Annotated in this window: 12 protein-coding genes; 3 read left to right on the top strand and 9 right to left on the bottom strand. The window is 58.8% G+C overall.

The window, feature by feature from the left end:
• Positions 1–8: 8 nt before the first annotated feature.
• From kdpA to AB4Z23_RS07115, 5 genes are all read right to left on the bottom strand, one after another.
• Positions 9–1,712 (bottom strand): potassium-transporting ATPase subunit KdpA, encoded by a 1,704-nt coding sequence (gene kdpA / locus AB4Z23_RS07095; protein WP_035199696.1) that lies wholly within the window; start codon positions 1,710–1,712, stop codon positions 9–11.
• A gap of 33 nt (positions 1,713–1,745) precedes the next feature.
• Positions 1,746–1,835: a K(+)-transporting ATPase subunit F gene (kdpF, locus tag AB4Z23_RS07100; RefSeq protein ID WP_003511473.1), complete on the bottom strand. Its 90-nt coding sequence runs from the start codon at positions 1,833–1,835 to the stop codon at positions 1,746–1,748.
• 12 nt (positions 1,836–1,847) lie between these two features.
• Complete coding sequence (locus tag AB4Z23_RS07105; RefSeq protein ID WP_003497749.1) at positions 1,848–1,985, bottom strand: hypothetical protein; 138 nt, start codon at positions 1,983–1,985, stop codon at positions 1,848–1,850.
• Between the two features lie 166 nt (positions 1,986–2,151).
• Positions 2,152–3,105, bottom strand: coding sequence for an asparaginase (locus tag AB4Z23_RS07110; RefSeq protein WP_035199697.1), 954 nt, complete (start codon positions 3,103–3,105; stop codon positions 2,152–2,154).
• Positions 3,102–4,559 (bottom strand): amino acid permease, encoded by a 1,458-nt coding sequence (locus AB4Z23_RS07115; protein WP_019564934.1) that lies wholly within the window; start codon positions 4,557–4,559, stop codon positions 3,102–3,104. The genes AB4Z23_RS07110 and AB4Z23_RS07115 overlap by 4 nt, the downstream gene beginning before the upstream one ends.
• 289 nt (positions 4,560–4,848) lie before the next feature.
• Here AB4Z23_RS07115 and AB4Z23_RS07120 point away from each other — a divergent pair, with 289 nt between their 5' ends.
• The gene (locus tag AB4Z23_RS07120) at positions 4,849–6,261 is read left to right on the top strand and encodes an aspartate ammonia-lyase (protein ID WP_035199700.1); all 1,413 of its coding nucleotides are present in this window, start codon (positions 4,849–4,851) and stop codon (positions 6,259–6,261) included.
• Here the strand turns inward: AB4Z23_RS07120 and AB4Z23_RS07125 are convergent.
• The 4 genes from AB4Z23_RS07125 to AB4Z23_RS07140 form a co-directional block, all read right to left on the bottom strand.
• Positions 6,230–6,946, bottom strand: a complete 717-nt coding sequence (locus AB4Z23_RS07125; protein WP_019564936.1) for a FadR/GntR family transcriptional regulator — start codon at positions 6,944–6,946, stop codon at positions 6,230–6,232. The two genes, AB4Z23_RS07120 and AB4Z23_RS07125, sit on opposite strands and share 32 nt — an antisense overlap.
• 217 nt (positions 6,947–7,163) lie before the next feature.
• Entirely contained in the window at positions 7,164–10,235 is a 3,072-nt protein-coding gene (locus tag AB4Z23_RS07130; protein WP_019564937.1) for an efflux RND transporter permease subunit, read from the bottom strand.
• Positions 10,232–11,317 (bottom strand): efflux RND transporter periplasmic adaptor subunit, encoded by a 1,086-nt coding sequence (locus AB4Z23_RS07135; protein ID WP_019564938.1) that lies wholly within the window; start codon positions 11,315–11,317, stop codon positions 10,232–10,234. Before AB4Z23_RS07135 ends, AB4Z23_RS07130 begins: the two co-directional genes overlap by 4 nt.
• The gene (locus tag AB4Z23_RS07140) at positions 11,317–12,393 is read right to left on the bottom strand and encodes an efflux RND transporter periplasmic adaptor subunit (RefSeq protein ID WP_025595357.1); all 1,077 of its coding nucleotides are present in this window, start codon (positions 12,391–12,393) and stop codon (positions 11,317–11,319) included. Before AB4Z23_RS07140 ends, AB4Z23_RS07135 begins: the two co-directional genes overlap by 1 nt.
• A gap of 306 nt (positions 12,394–12,699) precedes the next feature.
• Here AB4Z23_RS07140 and AB4Z23_RS07145 point away from each other — a divergent pair, with 306 nt between their 5' ends.
• Together AB4Z23_RS07145 and AB4Z23_RS07150 are read left to right on the top strand one after the other, a co-directional pair.
• The gene (locus AB4Z23_RS07145) at positions 12,700–13,314 is read left to right on the top strand and encodes a TetR/AcrR family transcriptional regulator (RefSeq protein ID WP_019564940.1); all 615 of its coding nucleotides are present in this window, start codon (positions 12,700–12,702) and stop codon (positions 13,312–13,314) included.
• 570 nt (positions 13,315–13,884) lie between these two features.
• A complete protein-coding gene (locus tag AB4Z23_RS07150) occupies positions 13,885–14,916 on the top strand; it encodes a fatty acid desaturase (protein ID WP_035199703.1) in 1,032 nt (343 codons plus the stop codon).
• Positions 14,917–14,930: the final 14 nt, after the last annotated feature.

A 14,930-nucleotide genomic window follows, 5' to 3' on the forward strand; every position in this document is an offset into this window, starting at 1 on the left:
GCACCACCTCAAAATACCTGGCCGGTGGCCATGACCAGATGTTCCACGACCGGACCAAGCGCCAGGGCCGGCAGGAAGGTGAGGCCACCGACGACCACGATCGTGCCGACGAGCAGACCGACGAAGAGCGGGCCGTCCGTGGGGAAGGTGCCGGCTGATGCCGGAACGGTCTTTTTGGTAACCAGCGAGCCGGCAATCGCCAACGCCGGGATGATCACCAGAAAACGTCCCATCAACATGCCAAAACCAAGCGTGATGTTGTACCAGGTCGTGTTGCCCGTGAGGCCGCCGAAGGCAGAGCCGTTATTGGCAGCAGCCGAGGTATAGGCATAAAGAATCTCGGAGAACCCGTGCGGTCCGGCTGTGCCGACCGACGCGACCGCCGAGGGCAGGATGGTGGCGGTGGCTGTGAAAACCAGCATGGCGAGCGGCAGGCAGAGAATGGCCAGAACCGCCATCTTCATCTCCTTGGCCTCTATCTTCTTGCCGAGATACTCCGGCGTGCGCCCGACCATCAGCCCCGCCACGAAAATGGCGATGATGATGAAGAGAAGAATGCCATAGAAACCCGCGCCAACGCCGCCGACGATTACCTCACCCAGTTGCATGTTGATGAGCGGAATGAGACCACCGAGCGCCGTGAAGCTGCCATGCATGGCGTTGACCGCACCGCAGGAGGCAGCGGTGGTGATGACCGCAAAGAGCGACGAGAGTGCCACGCCGAAGCGAGCTTCCTTGCCTTCCATGTTGCTTCCGGCAAGGCCGAAGCTGTGCATAAGCGGATTTCCGGCCGCTTCCGCCCAATAGGTCACTGCAACACCGGCGATGAACAGAACACCCATGGCAGCAAGGATTGCCCAGCCCTGACGGGTGTTGCCGACCATACGGCCGAAGACGTTGGTGAAGGCAGCACCGATCGCGAAGATCGACACCATCTGGATCATGTTGGAGATGGCATCAGGGTTTTCGAACGGATGCGCGGAATTGGCATTGAAGAAACCGCCGCCATTGGTGCCGAGCATCTTGATCGCCAGCTGCGACGCTACCGGGCCGACTGCGATCGTCTGCCGCGCGCCTTCAAGCGTCTGGGCACCGACATAAGCGCCAAGCGTCTGCGGCACGCCGAGCCATACGTAAACCAGGGTAAGCACGATACAGGCAGGCAGCAGGATGTAGAGCGTCGAGCGCACCATATCCACCCAGAAATTGCCGATGGCCTTGCCGGAAGCGCGCGCGAAGGCGCGGATTAGCCCGATTGCAATCGCCATGCCCGTCGCGGCAGAAACAAAGTTCTGCACGGTGAAACCAGCCATCTGGGTCAGATAGGACATGGTGCTTTCGCCACCATAATTCTGCCAGTTGGTATTGGTGACGAAGCTGACTGCCGTGTTGAAAGACAGTTCCGGCCCGACTGCTGCCATTCCTTCCGGATTATATGGCAACATACCCTGAAAGCGCATCAGGGCGTAGAGCAGGGCAAAACCGAAGAGGTTGAAGAGGAGCATGGAAAACGCATAGGTCGTCCAGTGCTGTTCTTCGCGCTCGCTTGTCCCGGCAAGGGCATAAAGGCCGCGCTCGACGGGTGCGAGAACCGGCGAAAGCAGGGTGCGTTCGCCATTGAAGACTCGCGCCATATAGAAGCCGAGAGGCTTCACCAGCGCGACAACGATCCCGCAGAAAAGCAGGATCTGAAACCATCCATTGAGGGTCATGGTATTGAACTTTCAATAGCCGCCGCTTCCCGATCAGAAGCGTTCGGGGCGAATGAGAGCATAGGTGAGGTAGGCGGCGATAAAGACGGTGACGGCACCGCTCAAAACATAATCGAATAACATCTCGACCTCCGCCTAAAGCCGGTCGCAGGCGCGCGTATAGGCAAAGCAAAGCGCGAAAAACACCGTGGCTGCACCGATCAGAATAACGTCCATCATCGATGGGACTCCTTTTTTAACCGAGGAGCCGGACAGGAAGAAAAGCGCCGTCATGTGGGACGTCGCTTTTCATTCTTTCTGGCTGGGAAGAAACACCATCCCTTCCCGCACAGAAGAATGCACCCGAACCGCATAAAGGTTCGAGACGGCGGCAGATGGAATAAAATAGGAATCTCATAGGAATTTCGATGCCCGCCAATGCGGGCATTGCAGCCGATGCTTAAGAGAGCGAGCCGTCTTTGAACGCGGAAACGATCTTTTCCGCCGGGCTGTTGGCGGCAATCAGCGCCGCAAGCAGTATACGCGCCTGTCCGGGGCGCAGCGTTGACGAATGGATGGCACCGGCCGCGACCAGATCGTGACCACCGCCGCCACCGCCGTAACTCGCCACCAGCAGTCCTTCCGGGACCCTGCTGGAGACGACGACGGGAACGCCTCGCTCGGCACAGCGCTTCACCGCCACAGCGATGCCCGGATTGGCGTTGCCGGAGCCAAGTGCGGCAAGCACGATCCCATCCGCACCGGCCTGCAGGCTTGCCTCGATATGGGCGGCATCACAACCGGGATAAATGGCAACGATATCAACCCGCAGATCGGCGAGGGGCGCAGCAAGCTCCAGCGCTGCGGCATGGGCCGCCGGCCGCGCAGAGCGGAACGCATCCGCCGCATCCGCGCTCAGCTTGTACAGCCCCCATGCCGGCAGACATCTGCCGCCGAAGGATAAAAGCACGCCGCGTTCGGCATTCGTCTGATCAAGCGCCGTTTCTATGGCCGCGGCCAGATTGGACGGCCCGTCCGCATTCGGATGGTCGGCCGTAAACTGTGCGCCGGTGAAGACAACCGGCTTGGTGGTGGCATGCTGCAAATGCACGAGCAGCGAGGATTCTTCCATCGCATCGGTTCCATGCAGAACGACGACACCGGTGACAGCGGGATCATTGAGCTCCACGCCTACCGCATCGCTGATGCGCTGCATGTCGGCCAATGTCAGGCTGGAGGAATCCTTCGCCATCAGATCGACCGGCTTCAGCCTCGCGTTGATTTGCGGAACCAGTGCAAGCAGGTCTTCACCCGAAAGGCTTGGTGTGCTGGCGCCATCGGCGCCGCGCCTGCTGGCGATGGTACCACCGGTGGCGATGACCGCCACCAATGGAGCTTCACCATGCCCGCTCAATGCGACGCTCCCGCGCCTGCACGTTCGCCGGCCAGACGGTGGATACGGTCGCGCAGCATATACCAGCCGATGACCAGCGCCGGGATGATGACCAGCAGCGAAGCGATGGTCCACGAGCCGACAGGGTAATCAAAAGCCATCAGCACCAGCACGCCGAACAGGAAGACGAGTGTGAGAATGCCAGTGTAAGGCGCACCGAACATGCGGAAATCCGGGCGGGCGAGTTCGCCGCGCCTGGAAAGCTGCCACAGTTTGAGCTGGCAGAGCACGATGACGGCCCATGCGCAGATGATGCCGAGCGCCGACAGGTTGAGTGCAATTTCGAAGGCCGCAGCTGGCACGACGGCGTTCAGCGCCACACCGAGAACGGTGACGGCGGCGGTCACCGCAATACCGCCATAGGGCACGCCGGCCTTGTTCATCTTTGCCAGCGCTGCCGGCGCCGATCCAGAGACCGCCATCGAATGAAGAATACGGCCGGTAGAATAAAGCCCGGCATTGAGCGAAGACAGCACGGCGGTTAGCACCACAAGGTTCATGATCACATCCGCACCCTGAACACCGATGGAACCGAAGAAGGTAACGAAGGGGCTCTCGCCAGCCTTATAGGCGGTATAAGGCAGAAGCAGCGTGAACAGCAATACCGAGCCGACATAAAACACCACGAGGCGCAGCACCACGGCGCGGATGGCGCGGGGCATGACTTTGCGAGGGTCTTCGGTTTCCCCTGCCGCCGTGCCGATCAGTTCGATCGAGGCGTAAGCGAACACTACCCCCTGAATGATGACGAAGGCAGGAAGAATGCCGTTCGGGAAGAAGCCGCCATTGTCGGTGATAATGCTGAAGCCTGTCACATGCCCTTCAATGGGCGTGCCAAAGATGACGAAATAGACGCCAACGACGAGGAAGATCGCAAGCGCCAGCACCTTGATCAGGCTGAACCAGAACTCAAGCTCGCCAAAAACCTTCACCGACAGCATGTTCATCGCCAGCACAACCAGAAGTGCCGTCAACGCAAACACCCATTGGTCGATGCCCGCCAGCCAGGGGACGTAGTGCTTGAAGAAGTTCATATAGAGCGCAACGGCGGTCACATCGGCCACCGAGGTCATTGCCCAGTTCAACCAATACATCCAGCCGGCAAAGAAAGCCATCTTCTCGCCATAGAACTCGCGGGCATAGGACACGAACGAGCCGGAACTCGGGCGATGCATGATAAGTTCGCCAAGTGCACGCAGCACCAGAAACGCAAAGAAGCCGCAAAGCGCATAAACAAACACCAGCGCCGGACCGGCCTGCGCCAGCCGTCCACCGGCGCCCAGGAACAGCCCGGTGCCAATTGCGCCACCAATCGCGATCATCTGGATCTGACGCGGTTTAAGTGCCTTGTGGTATCCGAGGTCTTCTTCCGTGAAGACCTCGCGTTCGGCAGGTGCCGTTTTTACAGATTTCATTGATATTTCTCCTCCCAATGAATTTGCTTTGCAGTCGGCGATACGCCGGAAATCAAAATTGGAACTGGCATGCTCGGCGCTGGATACAGCGCCAGCAAGCTCATGCATCGCTGTAAAGCTGCATGACAGATTTTTGCCCTCATAATTGCAGAGAATGCCGTTCGTCAAGGGGATCGAAGCATTATTGACCTTCGTACGGCGAAGGATTAAGGTCGAAAAATCTGTAAGACAGCTTTACAGATTTTGGTAACGCTTTGAGCTATTGGAGGAAAAAGTGGGCGTGACGCGCATGGAGCATGATTTGCTCGGAACGAAGGAAATTCCGGCAGATGTTTATTGGGGCGTGCACACGGCACGCGCGGTGGAGAACTTTCAGATCACCGGCGTAACGATCGGCCACAACCCCTATCTCGTCAGGGGACTTGCCTATGTGAAGGAGGCCGCCGCCCTCGCCAATCACGAGCTTGGCTTGCTTGACCAGGAGCGGATGGAAGCAATCGTCAGAGCCTGCCGCGAAATTCGTGAGGGTGCGCTTCACGAGCAGTTCGTCGTGGACGAAATTCAGGGCGGTGCTGGCACTTCCACCAACATGAACGCCAACGAGGTCATCGCCAACCGGGCACTTGAACTGCTCGGCCACGCGAAAGGCGATTATGCCCACCTTCACCCCAACGACCACGTCAATCTCAGCCAGTCCACCAACGATGCTTATCCGACGGCGGTCAATGTAGGAATGATCGAAGCGATCGACGATCTCGCGGCTTCGATGGGTGTGCTGAAAGACGCGTTCGATCGCAAGGCACAGGAGTTTTCCGGCTTCATCAAGCTGGGACGGACGCAATTGCAGGATGCCGTGCCGATGACGCTCGGTCAGGAGTTCCGCACTTTCGTGGTGATGCTGGACGAGGATCAGGCCCGCCTCATCGAATCCGCAGCCCTGCTGCACGAGATCAATCTCGGCGCCACCGCCATCGGCACCGGGCTCAATGCACCGCGCGGTTATGCGGCGCTTGCCTGCCAGCATCTGGCGCGGTTGACCGGACGCCCGCTGGTGACGGCCGCCGACCTGATCGAAGCGACGCAGGACCCCGGCGCATTTGTGCATCTGTCCGGCGTGTTGAAACGTGTCGCCGTCAAACTGTCAAAAACCTGCAACGACCTTCGCCTGCTCTCTTCCGGCCCGCGCGCCGGCATCGGCGAAATCACCCTGCCCTCCGTTCAGGCGGGGTCCAGCATCATGCCGGGCAAGATCAATCCGGTCATTCCCGAAATGGTCAATCAGGTGGCTTATGCGGTAATCGGCAACGACATCACCATCACAATGGCCGCCGAAGCCGGGCAGCTACAGCTGAACGCCTTCGAGCCGATCATGGTGCGTGCCCTTTCCCAGAGCATCAGCCAGCTGAGCGCCGCTTGCCGGACTTTGGCGGCACGTTGTGTCGATGGCATCGTCGCCAATCCCGCCATCATGGCACAGCGTGTGGAGGAATCGATCGGTCTCGCAACCGCGCTTAACCCGCTGATCGGATACTATGCAGCAACTGACGTCGCAAGGGAGGCGCTGGCCAGCGGCCGCACCGTCCCGCAGGTGGTGCTGGAGCGCGGCTATCTGACGGAGGAGCAACTTCATCAGGCACTGAGCCCCCGCCACCTCGCCAACCTACCCGCGCTTACGGGTGTCGAGCCCGATCTTCTCCAATAATGGTCGTTACCACCTGCTTCACCTGACCCAGGTGAAGCTCCATCGCTTCGCGCGCATCGGGGGACGAACCCCGCCGGATCGCCTCGACGATCCGGCGGTGCTCCAAATTCGATGCAACGCGCCGGCCAGCCATCAGGTTGACCATCTCGGACTGTTGGGAAAGAGCCTCGCGCGCATCGGCCACAACCTTGGCAAACAGTGCATTGGACGAGGCTTCCGCAATGGCGCAATGAAATTGCCCGTCCAGCAGCACCCACGGATGCGGCCTTTCCTCAGCCTCCATCCTGTCGCAGAGTTCGAGCAGGGTCTCTAGTTGGGCATCCGTGCGCCGTAGCGCCGCCCAACCGGCCGCCGGCACCTCAATGAAGGGGCGTGCCTCGATCAGGTCACGGGCGGAATATGCTCCGTAACTCAATTCAGCAGGCGGTGTGGCGGTCATTACATAGGTGCCGCTACCCGTGCGCGTCTGCGTCAACCCCAGAGTCTGGAGAGATCGCAACGCCTCGCGCACGATCGGCCGGCTGACACCATATCTTTCCGCCAGATGGGCTTCGGAGGGCAGCCGGGTTCCGACCACGAGCTGACCAGAGGTGATGGCCGAACGGATATCTTCGAACACCACTTCTGCGGCATTCTTGCGATTGATCGGCTTTGCGTCCGCAAGCCAATCCGACAACCCGCCCATCCTTGAACCCTCCGGCACCCTTGGTCTGTCAACGACGCAGAAGCAAACGCTTATCTATTGAAGGACAGCGCCGCTCCCGCAGCTAAGCCGATCTTCCTAACACTATCTGCGCCGAAGGAACAACGATGGCGGGCACATTTGCAGAATTTAAGCGGGACAGTGGCTTTGCCGGCGCCACACCCTCGCGATCACGAGGGTGTGGCTGTCTCACAGGAAATTACGTCTTGATTTCCTGTGCTTCCTGCTTGTCATCTTCGCGCGGAATGCGGAACCACGCGACATAGAGTGCCGGAAGGAACAGCAGCGTGAGCGCCGTGCCAACCACGATGCCGCCCATCATGGCATAGGCCATCGGACCCCAGAATATCTCCCGAGATATGGGGATGAGGGCAAGTGTTGCCGCCGCAGCCGTCAGCATGATCGGTCGCATGCGATGCTCGGTCGCCTCGATGACGGCGCGCCAGGCCGAGACCCCCTCGCTTCTGAGATGTTCGATCTGAACGACGAGAATGACCGAGTTTCGGATCAGAATACCGATCAGTGCCAATATGCCGAGAATGGCGACGAAACCCATCGGCGCGTTGGAGAGCAGCAGCGCTGCCACCACGCCGATCAGCGCCGTCGGAGCAACGGCAAAGACAAGAAACAGCCGGCTGAAGCTCTGCAACTGAACCATAAGGATCGTTGCCATCGCAAACAGCATCAGAGGCACCACGGCTACGATTGGCGCCTGCGAATCCGCGCTGGATTCCACCGAGCCTCCTATTTCCACCTTGTACCCCACGGGGAGCGACTTTTCGAAAGCCTCGAGTTTCGGCTTCAACTGCTCCACGATCGTCGCCGGCTGCGTCGGGCCGATGATGGCAGCCTTGACCGTGACTGTCGGAATTCTGTCGCGACGCCAGATGGTCGGCTGTTCCAGCTCGTAGCGGAAATTGGCGATTGCCGACAGCGGCACGGCCTTGCCGTTCGTGGCCGGCAATTGCAGGTTCTGCAATGTTTCGATGGAGCCGCGCTCCGCCAGCTGCGCACGCGCCACCACATTGACGAGGTAGATATCATCCCTGACCTGCGTCACGGTGGAACCCTCGACAATGCTGTTCATTGCATTGGCGATGTCTTCCGAAGAGACACCGAGCTGGCGGGCCTTGTCCTGCAAAACGTCGACCTTGACCACCCGCGTCGGCTCATTCCAGTCCATGACCATGTTGGACAGCAGCCGATGCTCGCCGACGATGCCCGCCAGCTGCTGGCCTAGTTCGCGGACATGCTGGATATCCGGACCGCTCAAGCGATATTGCACCGGCTTTCCGACCGGAGGGCCGATGTCGAGCAATTTCACGAAGGCGTCGGTGCCGGTAAACGTCCGGTTCAGATAGTCCTGCAACTCAGCGCGCACCTTGTCGCGCACATCAAGCCCCTTGGTGACGATGATTGTCTGGCCGAAGGTGACATCAGGCGTCTGCACGTCAAAGGAGAGGATGAAACGTGGTGCGCCTTCACCGACATAGGTCGTCCAGTGGTCGATGTCGGGGTTTTTCGCCAGCGCTTCCTGCTCGAACTGTGCCATCTGCCGGTTGGTTTCGGCAATCGAGCTGTTCTGTGGCAGGTTCCAGTCTACGATCAATTCCACACGGTCAGAAGCCGGGAAGAACTGCTGCTGCACGAGGCTCATGCCGCCAACGGAAAGGGCAAACAACGCAACCGTGAGGATGATCGTAACCCAACGAAAGCGCAGCGCCCGGGCTAGAAGCCAGGAAAAGCCAGAGGCAAAACGGCCCTTCTTCTCATGGTGCGATTTCATCGTCTTGGGCAACATCGCCACGCCAAGCAGTGGCGTGAACACAACCGCGACAATCCACGACACGATCAGCGAAACGGCGATCACCACGAACAGGGTGAATGTGAACTCACCCGCCGCGCTGTTGTTGAGGCCGACGGGAATGAAACCGGCAACGGTGACCAGCGTACCGGTCAGCATCGGGAATGCCGTCGAAGTATAAACATAGGTCGCCGCTTTTCTGAGATCATCGCCGACCTCGAGGCGTGCGACCATCATCTCGACAGCAATCATAGCATCGTCGACGAGAAGCCCGAGCGCGATGATAAGCGCGCCGAGAGAGATGCGTTGCAGCGAAATGCCGGTATATTCCATATAGACGAAGGTGATCGCCAGCACGAGCGGTATGGAGACCGCAACCACCATGCCCGCCCGCAATCCGAGGCTGATGAAGCTGATGACGAGAACGATTGCGATCGCCTCGAACAGCGCCGAAGTGAAGCCGGAGACCGCCTCATCGACCACGGCCGGCTGATCGGACACGCGATGCACATCGACGCCAACAGGCAGGTCCGCCACGATACGCTTCATCTGTGCATCCAGCTCCTCGCCGAAATGCACGAGGTTCGCACCGGTTTTCATGCCTATGGCAAGACCGATGGCCGGTTGCCCGTTAAAGCGGAACAGCGAAGACGGCGGATCGACATAACCGCGCCGGATCGTCGCCACTTCCGTCAGCGGGAAGAACCGGTTGTTGACGCGCAGATTGATGGCGCGAAGGCTGTCTTCCGAGGTGAACTGGCCGCTGACACGCAGCGCAACACGTTCCGGCCCGGCATTGACGAAGCCGGACTGGGTGACAGCATTCTGGGCTTGCAGCGTCTTGATAATCGATTGCTGATCGATGCCCAGCGCTGCGATCTGCCGCGTGGAAAACTCCAGATAGATCGCCTCGTCTTGCGCGCCGATGACATCAACCTTGCCGATATTGTCGACAGTCAGAACCTTGGCACGCGCGTCCTCCACCAGATCGCGCAATTGCCGCTGGCTGAGACCGTCGCTGGTGAAGGCGTAGATATTGCCATAAACATCGCCGAAACGGTCGTTGAAGAACGGGCCGACAACGCCCGAGGGGAAGTCGCCCTTGATGTCGCCGATCATGTTGCGCACGCGCACCCAGGTGGGTTCGACATTCTTGGCTTTGGTTTCCGGCACGAGTTCCACGAAAATCGTCGTCTTGCCAGCGACTGTCTGGCTGCGCAGATAGTCGAGATTGTCGAGTTCCTCGAGCTTCTTCTCGATCCTGTCGGTCACCTGCCTGGCCACTTCCTCCGCCGAAGCGCCGGGCCATTGCGCGCTGATCACCATTGTCTTGATGGTGAAATTCGGATCTTCCTCACGTCCGAGGTTGAGATAGGAGAAAACACCGGCAAGAACGAAGACCAGCATGAAGTACCAGACGAGCGAACGGTGCTCGAGCGCCCAGTCGGAAAGATTGAATTTCTTCACTGATGGACCTCCTGATCGATCCTGATGGCTTGACCATCCTTAAGCTTGTGAACGCCGGCACTGGCGACACGTTCGCCGGGCTTGACGCCGCCGGTGATGCGCACACTGCCGCCTTCAGCGGGCTCGCCCTCTATTTTGACCGGGCGCGAGGTGACCGTGGCCGTATCGGTATTGACGATCCAGACACTCCAACCGTCTTCGGTTTTCAGCAGGGCCGACGAGGGGAGCATGATCTGCGATTCGGAGGCGGCAATTGCTGAGGCCGTGACGACCGAGCCGAGCCGGAATGTCGGCGGCGCATCCTGAAGGCTGATTTTCGTGCGGCGCGTGCGTGTTGCGGTTTCGGCTTCTGGGGCAATCTCACGCACCACGCCGGTGGTGCGTATCTTTGGGTCCAGTTGCAGGGCGATATCGAAGGTCGATCCGATATCAAGTCGCTGCGCCGCAAATTGCGGAACATCGACCACAACATCCCGCACTTCCGGGCGGGCAATGGTCACGACCGTCTGTCCGGCAGAGACGACCTGGCCAATTTCACCGGATGTCGCAGTCACCACGCCGTCAAATTCCGCGTGTAGCTGCGTATAGCCCAGTTGCTCCTCGGCCTTATCAAGATTTGCACGGGCTTTGGCGACGGCGGCATTGGCCGTTCGCGTGGCCTGCTCGGCCTCTTCAAGTGCTGCTTCCGTGCCGCTGCGGGCCTCGGCCAGCACGCGCTGACGCTGCTCGGTCGTCACCGCATTGGCCAGTTGCGCTTCGGCGTTGGACAGATCGGATTGGGCGCTCTTTACCGAAAGTTCCAGCGCGAGCGGATCGATCGAGGCCACCACATCGCCTTTCTTGACCAGATCGGCCACATCGACATTGCGGGCAATGATCCGGCCGAGAACACGAAAGCCGAGATCGGTCTGAATTCTCGATTCCACCGTGCCGGTCAGCCGCAGCGCATCGGCGCGCGTCTCCCCTACGACAACGGAGAGCACCGGGCGCGGCGCCTCAGCGGGCGCTTCCTGCTTTTCCTGGCAGGACGAGACCGCAATCGCCGGAAGCAGCAAAAACAAGCTTCTGTTTATCCTGAACATTATTGTGCCTGCCCCTTTTCATAGGCGACCTTTTCACCGGTGCGGAGAAATTTGGTCCCGCTGGTCACGACGAGATCGCCGGGAAGAAGTCCTTCCGCCACGACGAATTGACCCGTCTCATAGTCGGAGACCTCAACCCGGCGCATGGCGATTTCCGAGGACTGCGCATCGACCACCCAGACGGCGGGAAGGCCGTTCTGCGATGCCATTGCCGACCAGGGAAGCTCAATCGCCTCCACCTGCTTGAAGCGGAAATGACCCGATACCGGTGCTCCGAGCGGCATGGTCATATCGCCGTTCAGGCCAACCTTGACCCGGATCGTCCCATTGTCGGGATCGATCGTCGGGGAAATCTCCCGCACCGGTCCCTCGACAGCGCGGGCGGGATCCGACAGGAGGCTGACATTGACGAGATTGTCGATATCGCGCTCGAGGAACAGGGATTCGTAGACATCAAATACCGCATCGCGCGGCCCGTCATGCGCCAGCGTGAAAACGAGCTGAGCGGCCTGCGCCACCTGACCGACTTCGACATTGCGGGCGGTGATCACACCATCCGCATCGGCCCTGAGTTCGGTGTAGGAAAGCGCATCGCGCGCCGTATCCAGCTGGGCCTGCGCCGATCTGACGGCGCCTTGTGTGGTGAGCAGGGTTTCCTGCGCCTTGTCGACCGCGGAGCGCGAAGTCACCTGCGTCTTGAAAAGACTTTGCTGGCGATCGAATGCCAACTGCGCCTGCGTCATCTGCGCTTCGGCAGATTGCAGGTTGGCCACCGCAACGTCGATATCCGCCTTTTGCTCTTCCGGGTCGATGCGAGCAAGCAATTGCCCGGCCTTTACCGGGGTACCCACATCCACCAGCCGCTCGGTGATCTTGCCGCTCACCCGAAAGGAAAGGTCCGTCTGGACCCGTGCCCTTACTTCACCGGTGATGACGCTGCCACGGCCGACGGGCTTTTTCGCTGCCGCAACCACATCGACGACACGCAACGGCTTTTCAGCAGGCGGCTCTTCGTTGCTGCAGGACGACAGGGCGAAAATGCCGCCGACCGCCATTGCTAAAAGAATGCTTTTCATGGTGACCTCTTGATCTTCGCCTCACCCTATAATATTTGACTGACTGAATAGTCAATGAAATTCTTGTGTCGCCGATCGGGAACCGTCCGGACGTCAAACCGGGCTCCCCGAATGATCATTACGAATTGCCCGGCGCGTCCTCTCGGACGCATCGGGGGATGTGCCGACATATTGAACCACGCACCACGTCTTGTAAAAATCGATTCCGGTTTTTACGCCGGTGCTATAGGCAAACCACCTGTCATTTCCGCCGATTGCGACGGGTAAAAAGGCAAGTGCCGAAAGAATACGTAGGGATCCGGGGTTATGGCAAAAGCAAAACTGACACGCGCAGAACAGAAGATACAACGTCCGTTGGAAATTCTCGACGCCGCATTCGAGGAATTCACCAAGAGAGGATTTACGGCCACGCGGGTGGAGGACATTGCCGAGCGGGTGGGAGTGACGAAAGGCACGGTCTACGTCTATTTCGAAACCAAGGAGGCTCTTTTCGAGGCGATGATCAGGCATGCCTCGGCACCTTTTCAGGAGGCATTCAAGGCTTATGCACGCACGTCGGATGATCCCGTCGAGGAGCTTCGGATGCTTCTTGAATTCCTGTTCGACGCCCTCGTCGACAATAGAAAGATGCGGGAACTGTTTCGCTTCATCGTTGCGGAAGGAGCAAAATTCCCCGATCTCATCGACCAGCACCATGACGTGGTGATGGCGCCGGTATTCGAGCGGATCAATACGATCCTCGAAGAGGGCGTGGCGAAAAAAAGGTTTAGAGCCAACCCCACCGAACTGGCCAAGGTCGTCATGTCACCCATAGTCGGAACATTGGTTTTCCGGTTGATTTTCGACGATCGGCGCAGTCTGGACAAGCAGGTCGTTCTGAAGATTCATCTCGAACTGATCATGCGCGGGCTGCTGGCATAAGGGGCACTCTCCTGCCAGTCGATGACCCCTGATGCTGCGATCTGATACATCGCAAGAAACCTTACATGTCGGGCGCGATACAGCCACAATGCTGCGGTAAGGGTCTGTTGCCTCGAGCATATTGCTCGTATTTGAACGAGTAATTGCCATCCTGTTGCCGAGACCCGCTCACCACTCCAACTTTTCAGCGATTTTAGTTGCCGAGTCGAGCTGTGCTCCTGCGAGAGAATGCCAGTGCCGATTAAATTCTAGTACCCTTCAATCAATTTGAGGTCACCCTGCCCCTCTGTGCAAACAGCGCCGGTACAGTTAGACAGAACAGGTTCCAGCCGCGCAGAGTTGTGCGAGATCCTCGCCGAGCAGATCGACTTAATTAACCGTTTCAGATTTCAGGAGCGAGCTTACAGCTCGAACATTTATGAACAAAACAGTGAATGCCCGCGCCGAGCAGAGCACGGAACCGCCGCGGCAACGCGTGTTGGCTCGAGATCGGGCTATTCCAGAAAACGACCGCCAGCGCGGTGAACACTTTTTTCGAAATGCAGGCGACCAGAAGGATTGCTATCAACCATGACCGCGACGTTAACAGCCCAATTACCTGGCGGCGCGAGTGAAAAGGCCCTGCTTAAAATACTTTCGAATTATCGCAAACCCCGCACCGGCCGCAGCCTGTACGAACTTGCCGTGACGCTTGTTCCCTTTGTATTCCTTTGGGCAGCAGCGTCGGTATCGATTCATTTTGGTTACTGGCTTGGCCTGCTTCTGGTGATCCCCGCAGCCGGATTCCTGTTGAGGCTCTTCATACTGCAACACGATTGCGGACACGGCTCTTTTTTCGGGCGCCGTCGCTGGGATGACTGGACGGGTCGCGCAATCGGTATCCTGACGCTGACGCCCTACGACTATTGGCGCCGCGCGCATGCGGAACACCATGCGTCAGCCGGCAATCTCGATGAGCGAGGGGTTGGCGACATTACAACTCTGACCGTGACCGAATATCGTGCACTCTCCTCACGCGGAAAACTCGGTTATCGCTTGTACAGGCATCCGCTGGTGATGTTCGGCATCGGTCCTGCTTTCCTGTTTCTGTTCAAACAAAGGCTACCGTTTGGCATGATGCGGTCTGGAGCGTTGCCCTGGATTTCGACAATGGCAACAAATGCCGGTGTGGCCGTATTGGCCATTCTTCTTATCTGGGCGATAGGGCTCGTGCCTTTTCTGTTGGTTCATCTGCCAATAGTGCTGCTTGCCGGGTCAGCAGGTGTCTGGCTGTTTTATGTCCAGCACCAGTTTGAAGAAACCCACTGGTCCAAGCCTCCGGAATGGGCTTTTCCCCATGCGGCGATGCATGGCGCCTCGTATTACGATCTTCCGGGTCCGCTGCGTTGGATCACCGGCAATATCGGCATGCACCATGTCCACCATTTGTCGAGCAAGGTACCTTTTTACAGGTTGCCAGAGATTCTGCACGACTACCCGGAGCTTGCGAAACTTGGTCGCATCAGCCTTCGCGACAGCCTGGGCTGCGTAAAGCTCATTCTGTGGGACGAATCCACCAAACGGCTGATTTCGCTACGTGAGGCAGAAAAGCAACCGCGATAGACGAGAGCTGGAAC

It is taken from the genome of Agrobacterium sp. MCAB5 (assembly GCF_052114365.1).
GTDB classification, from domain to species: domain Bacteria; phylum Pseudomonadota; class Alphaproteobacteria; order Rhizobiales; family Rhizobiaceae; genus Agrobacterium; species Agrobacterium tumefaciens.

What these genes read in the sequence shown, in the direction of transcription:
- kdpA (WP_035199696.1), bottom strand. Translation starts at nt 1,712, where the DNA reads ATGACCCTCAATGGATGGTTTCAGATCCTGCTTTTCTGCGGGATCGTT.
- kdpF (WP_003511473.1), bottom strand. Translation starts at nt 1,835, where the DNA reads ATGTTATTCGATTATGTTTTGAGCGGTGCCGTCACCGTCTTTATCGCC.
- AB4Z23_RS07105 (WP_003497749.1), bottom strand. Translation starts at nt 1,985, where the DNA reads ATGACGGCGCTTTTCTTCCTGTCCGGCTCCTCGGTTAAAAAAGGAGTC.
- AB4Z23_RS07115 (WP_019564934.1), bottom strand. Translation starts at nt 4,559, where the DNA reads ATGAAATCTGTAAAAACGGCACCTGCCGAACGCGAGGTCTTCACGGAA.
- AB4Z23_RS07120 (WP_035199700.1), top strand. Translation starts at nt 4,849, where the DNA reads ATGGAGCATGATTTGCTCGGAACGAAGGAAATTCCGGCAGATGTTTAT.
- AB4Z23_RS07125 (WP_019564936.1), bottom strand. Translation starts at nt 6,946, where the DNA reads ATGGGCGGGTTGTCGGATTGGCTTGCGGACGCAAAGCCGATCAATCGC.
- AB4Z23_RS07135 (WP_019564938.1), bottom strand. Translation starts at nt 11,317, where the DNA reads ATGTTCAGGATAAACAGAAGCTTGTTTTTGCTGCTTCCGGCGATTGCG.
- AB4Z23_RS07140 (WP_025595357.1), bottom strand. Translation starts at nt 12,393, where the DNA reads ATGAAAAGCATTCTTTTAGCAATGGCGGTCGGCGGCATTTTCGCCCTG.
- AB4Z23_RS07145 (WP_019564940.1), top strand. Translation starts at nt 12,700, where the DNA reads ATGGCAAAAGCAAAACTGACACGCGCAGAACAGAAGATACAACGTCCG.
- AB4Z23_RS07150 (WP_035199703.1), top strand. Translation starts at nt 13,885, where the DNA reads ATGACCGCGACGTTAACAGCCCAATTACCTGGCGGCGCGAGTGAAAAG.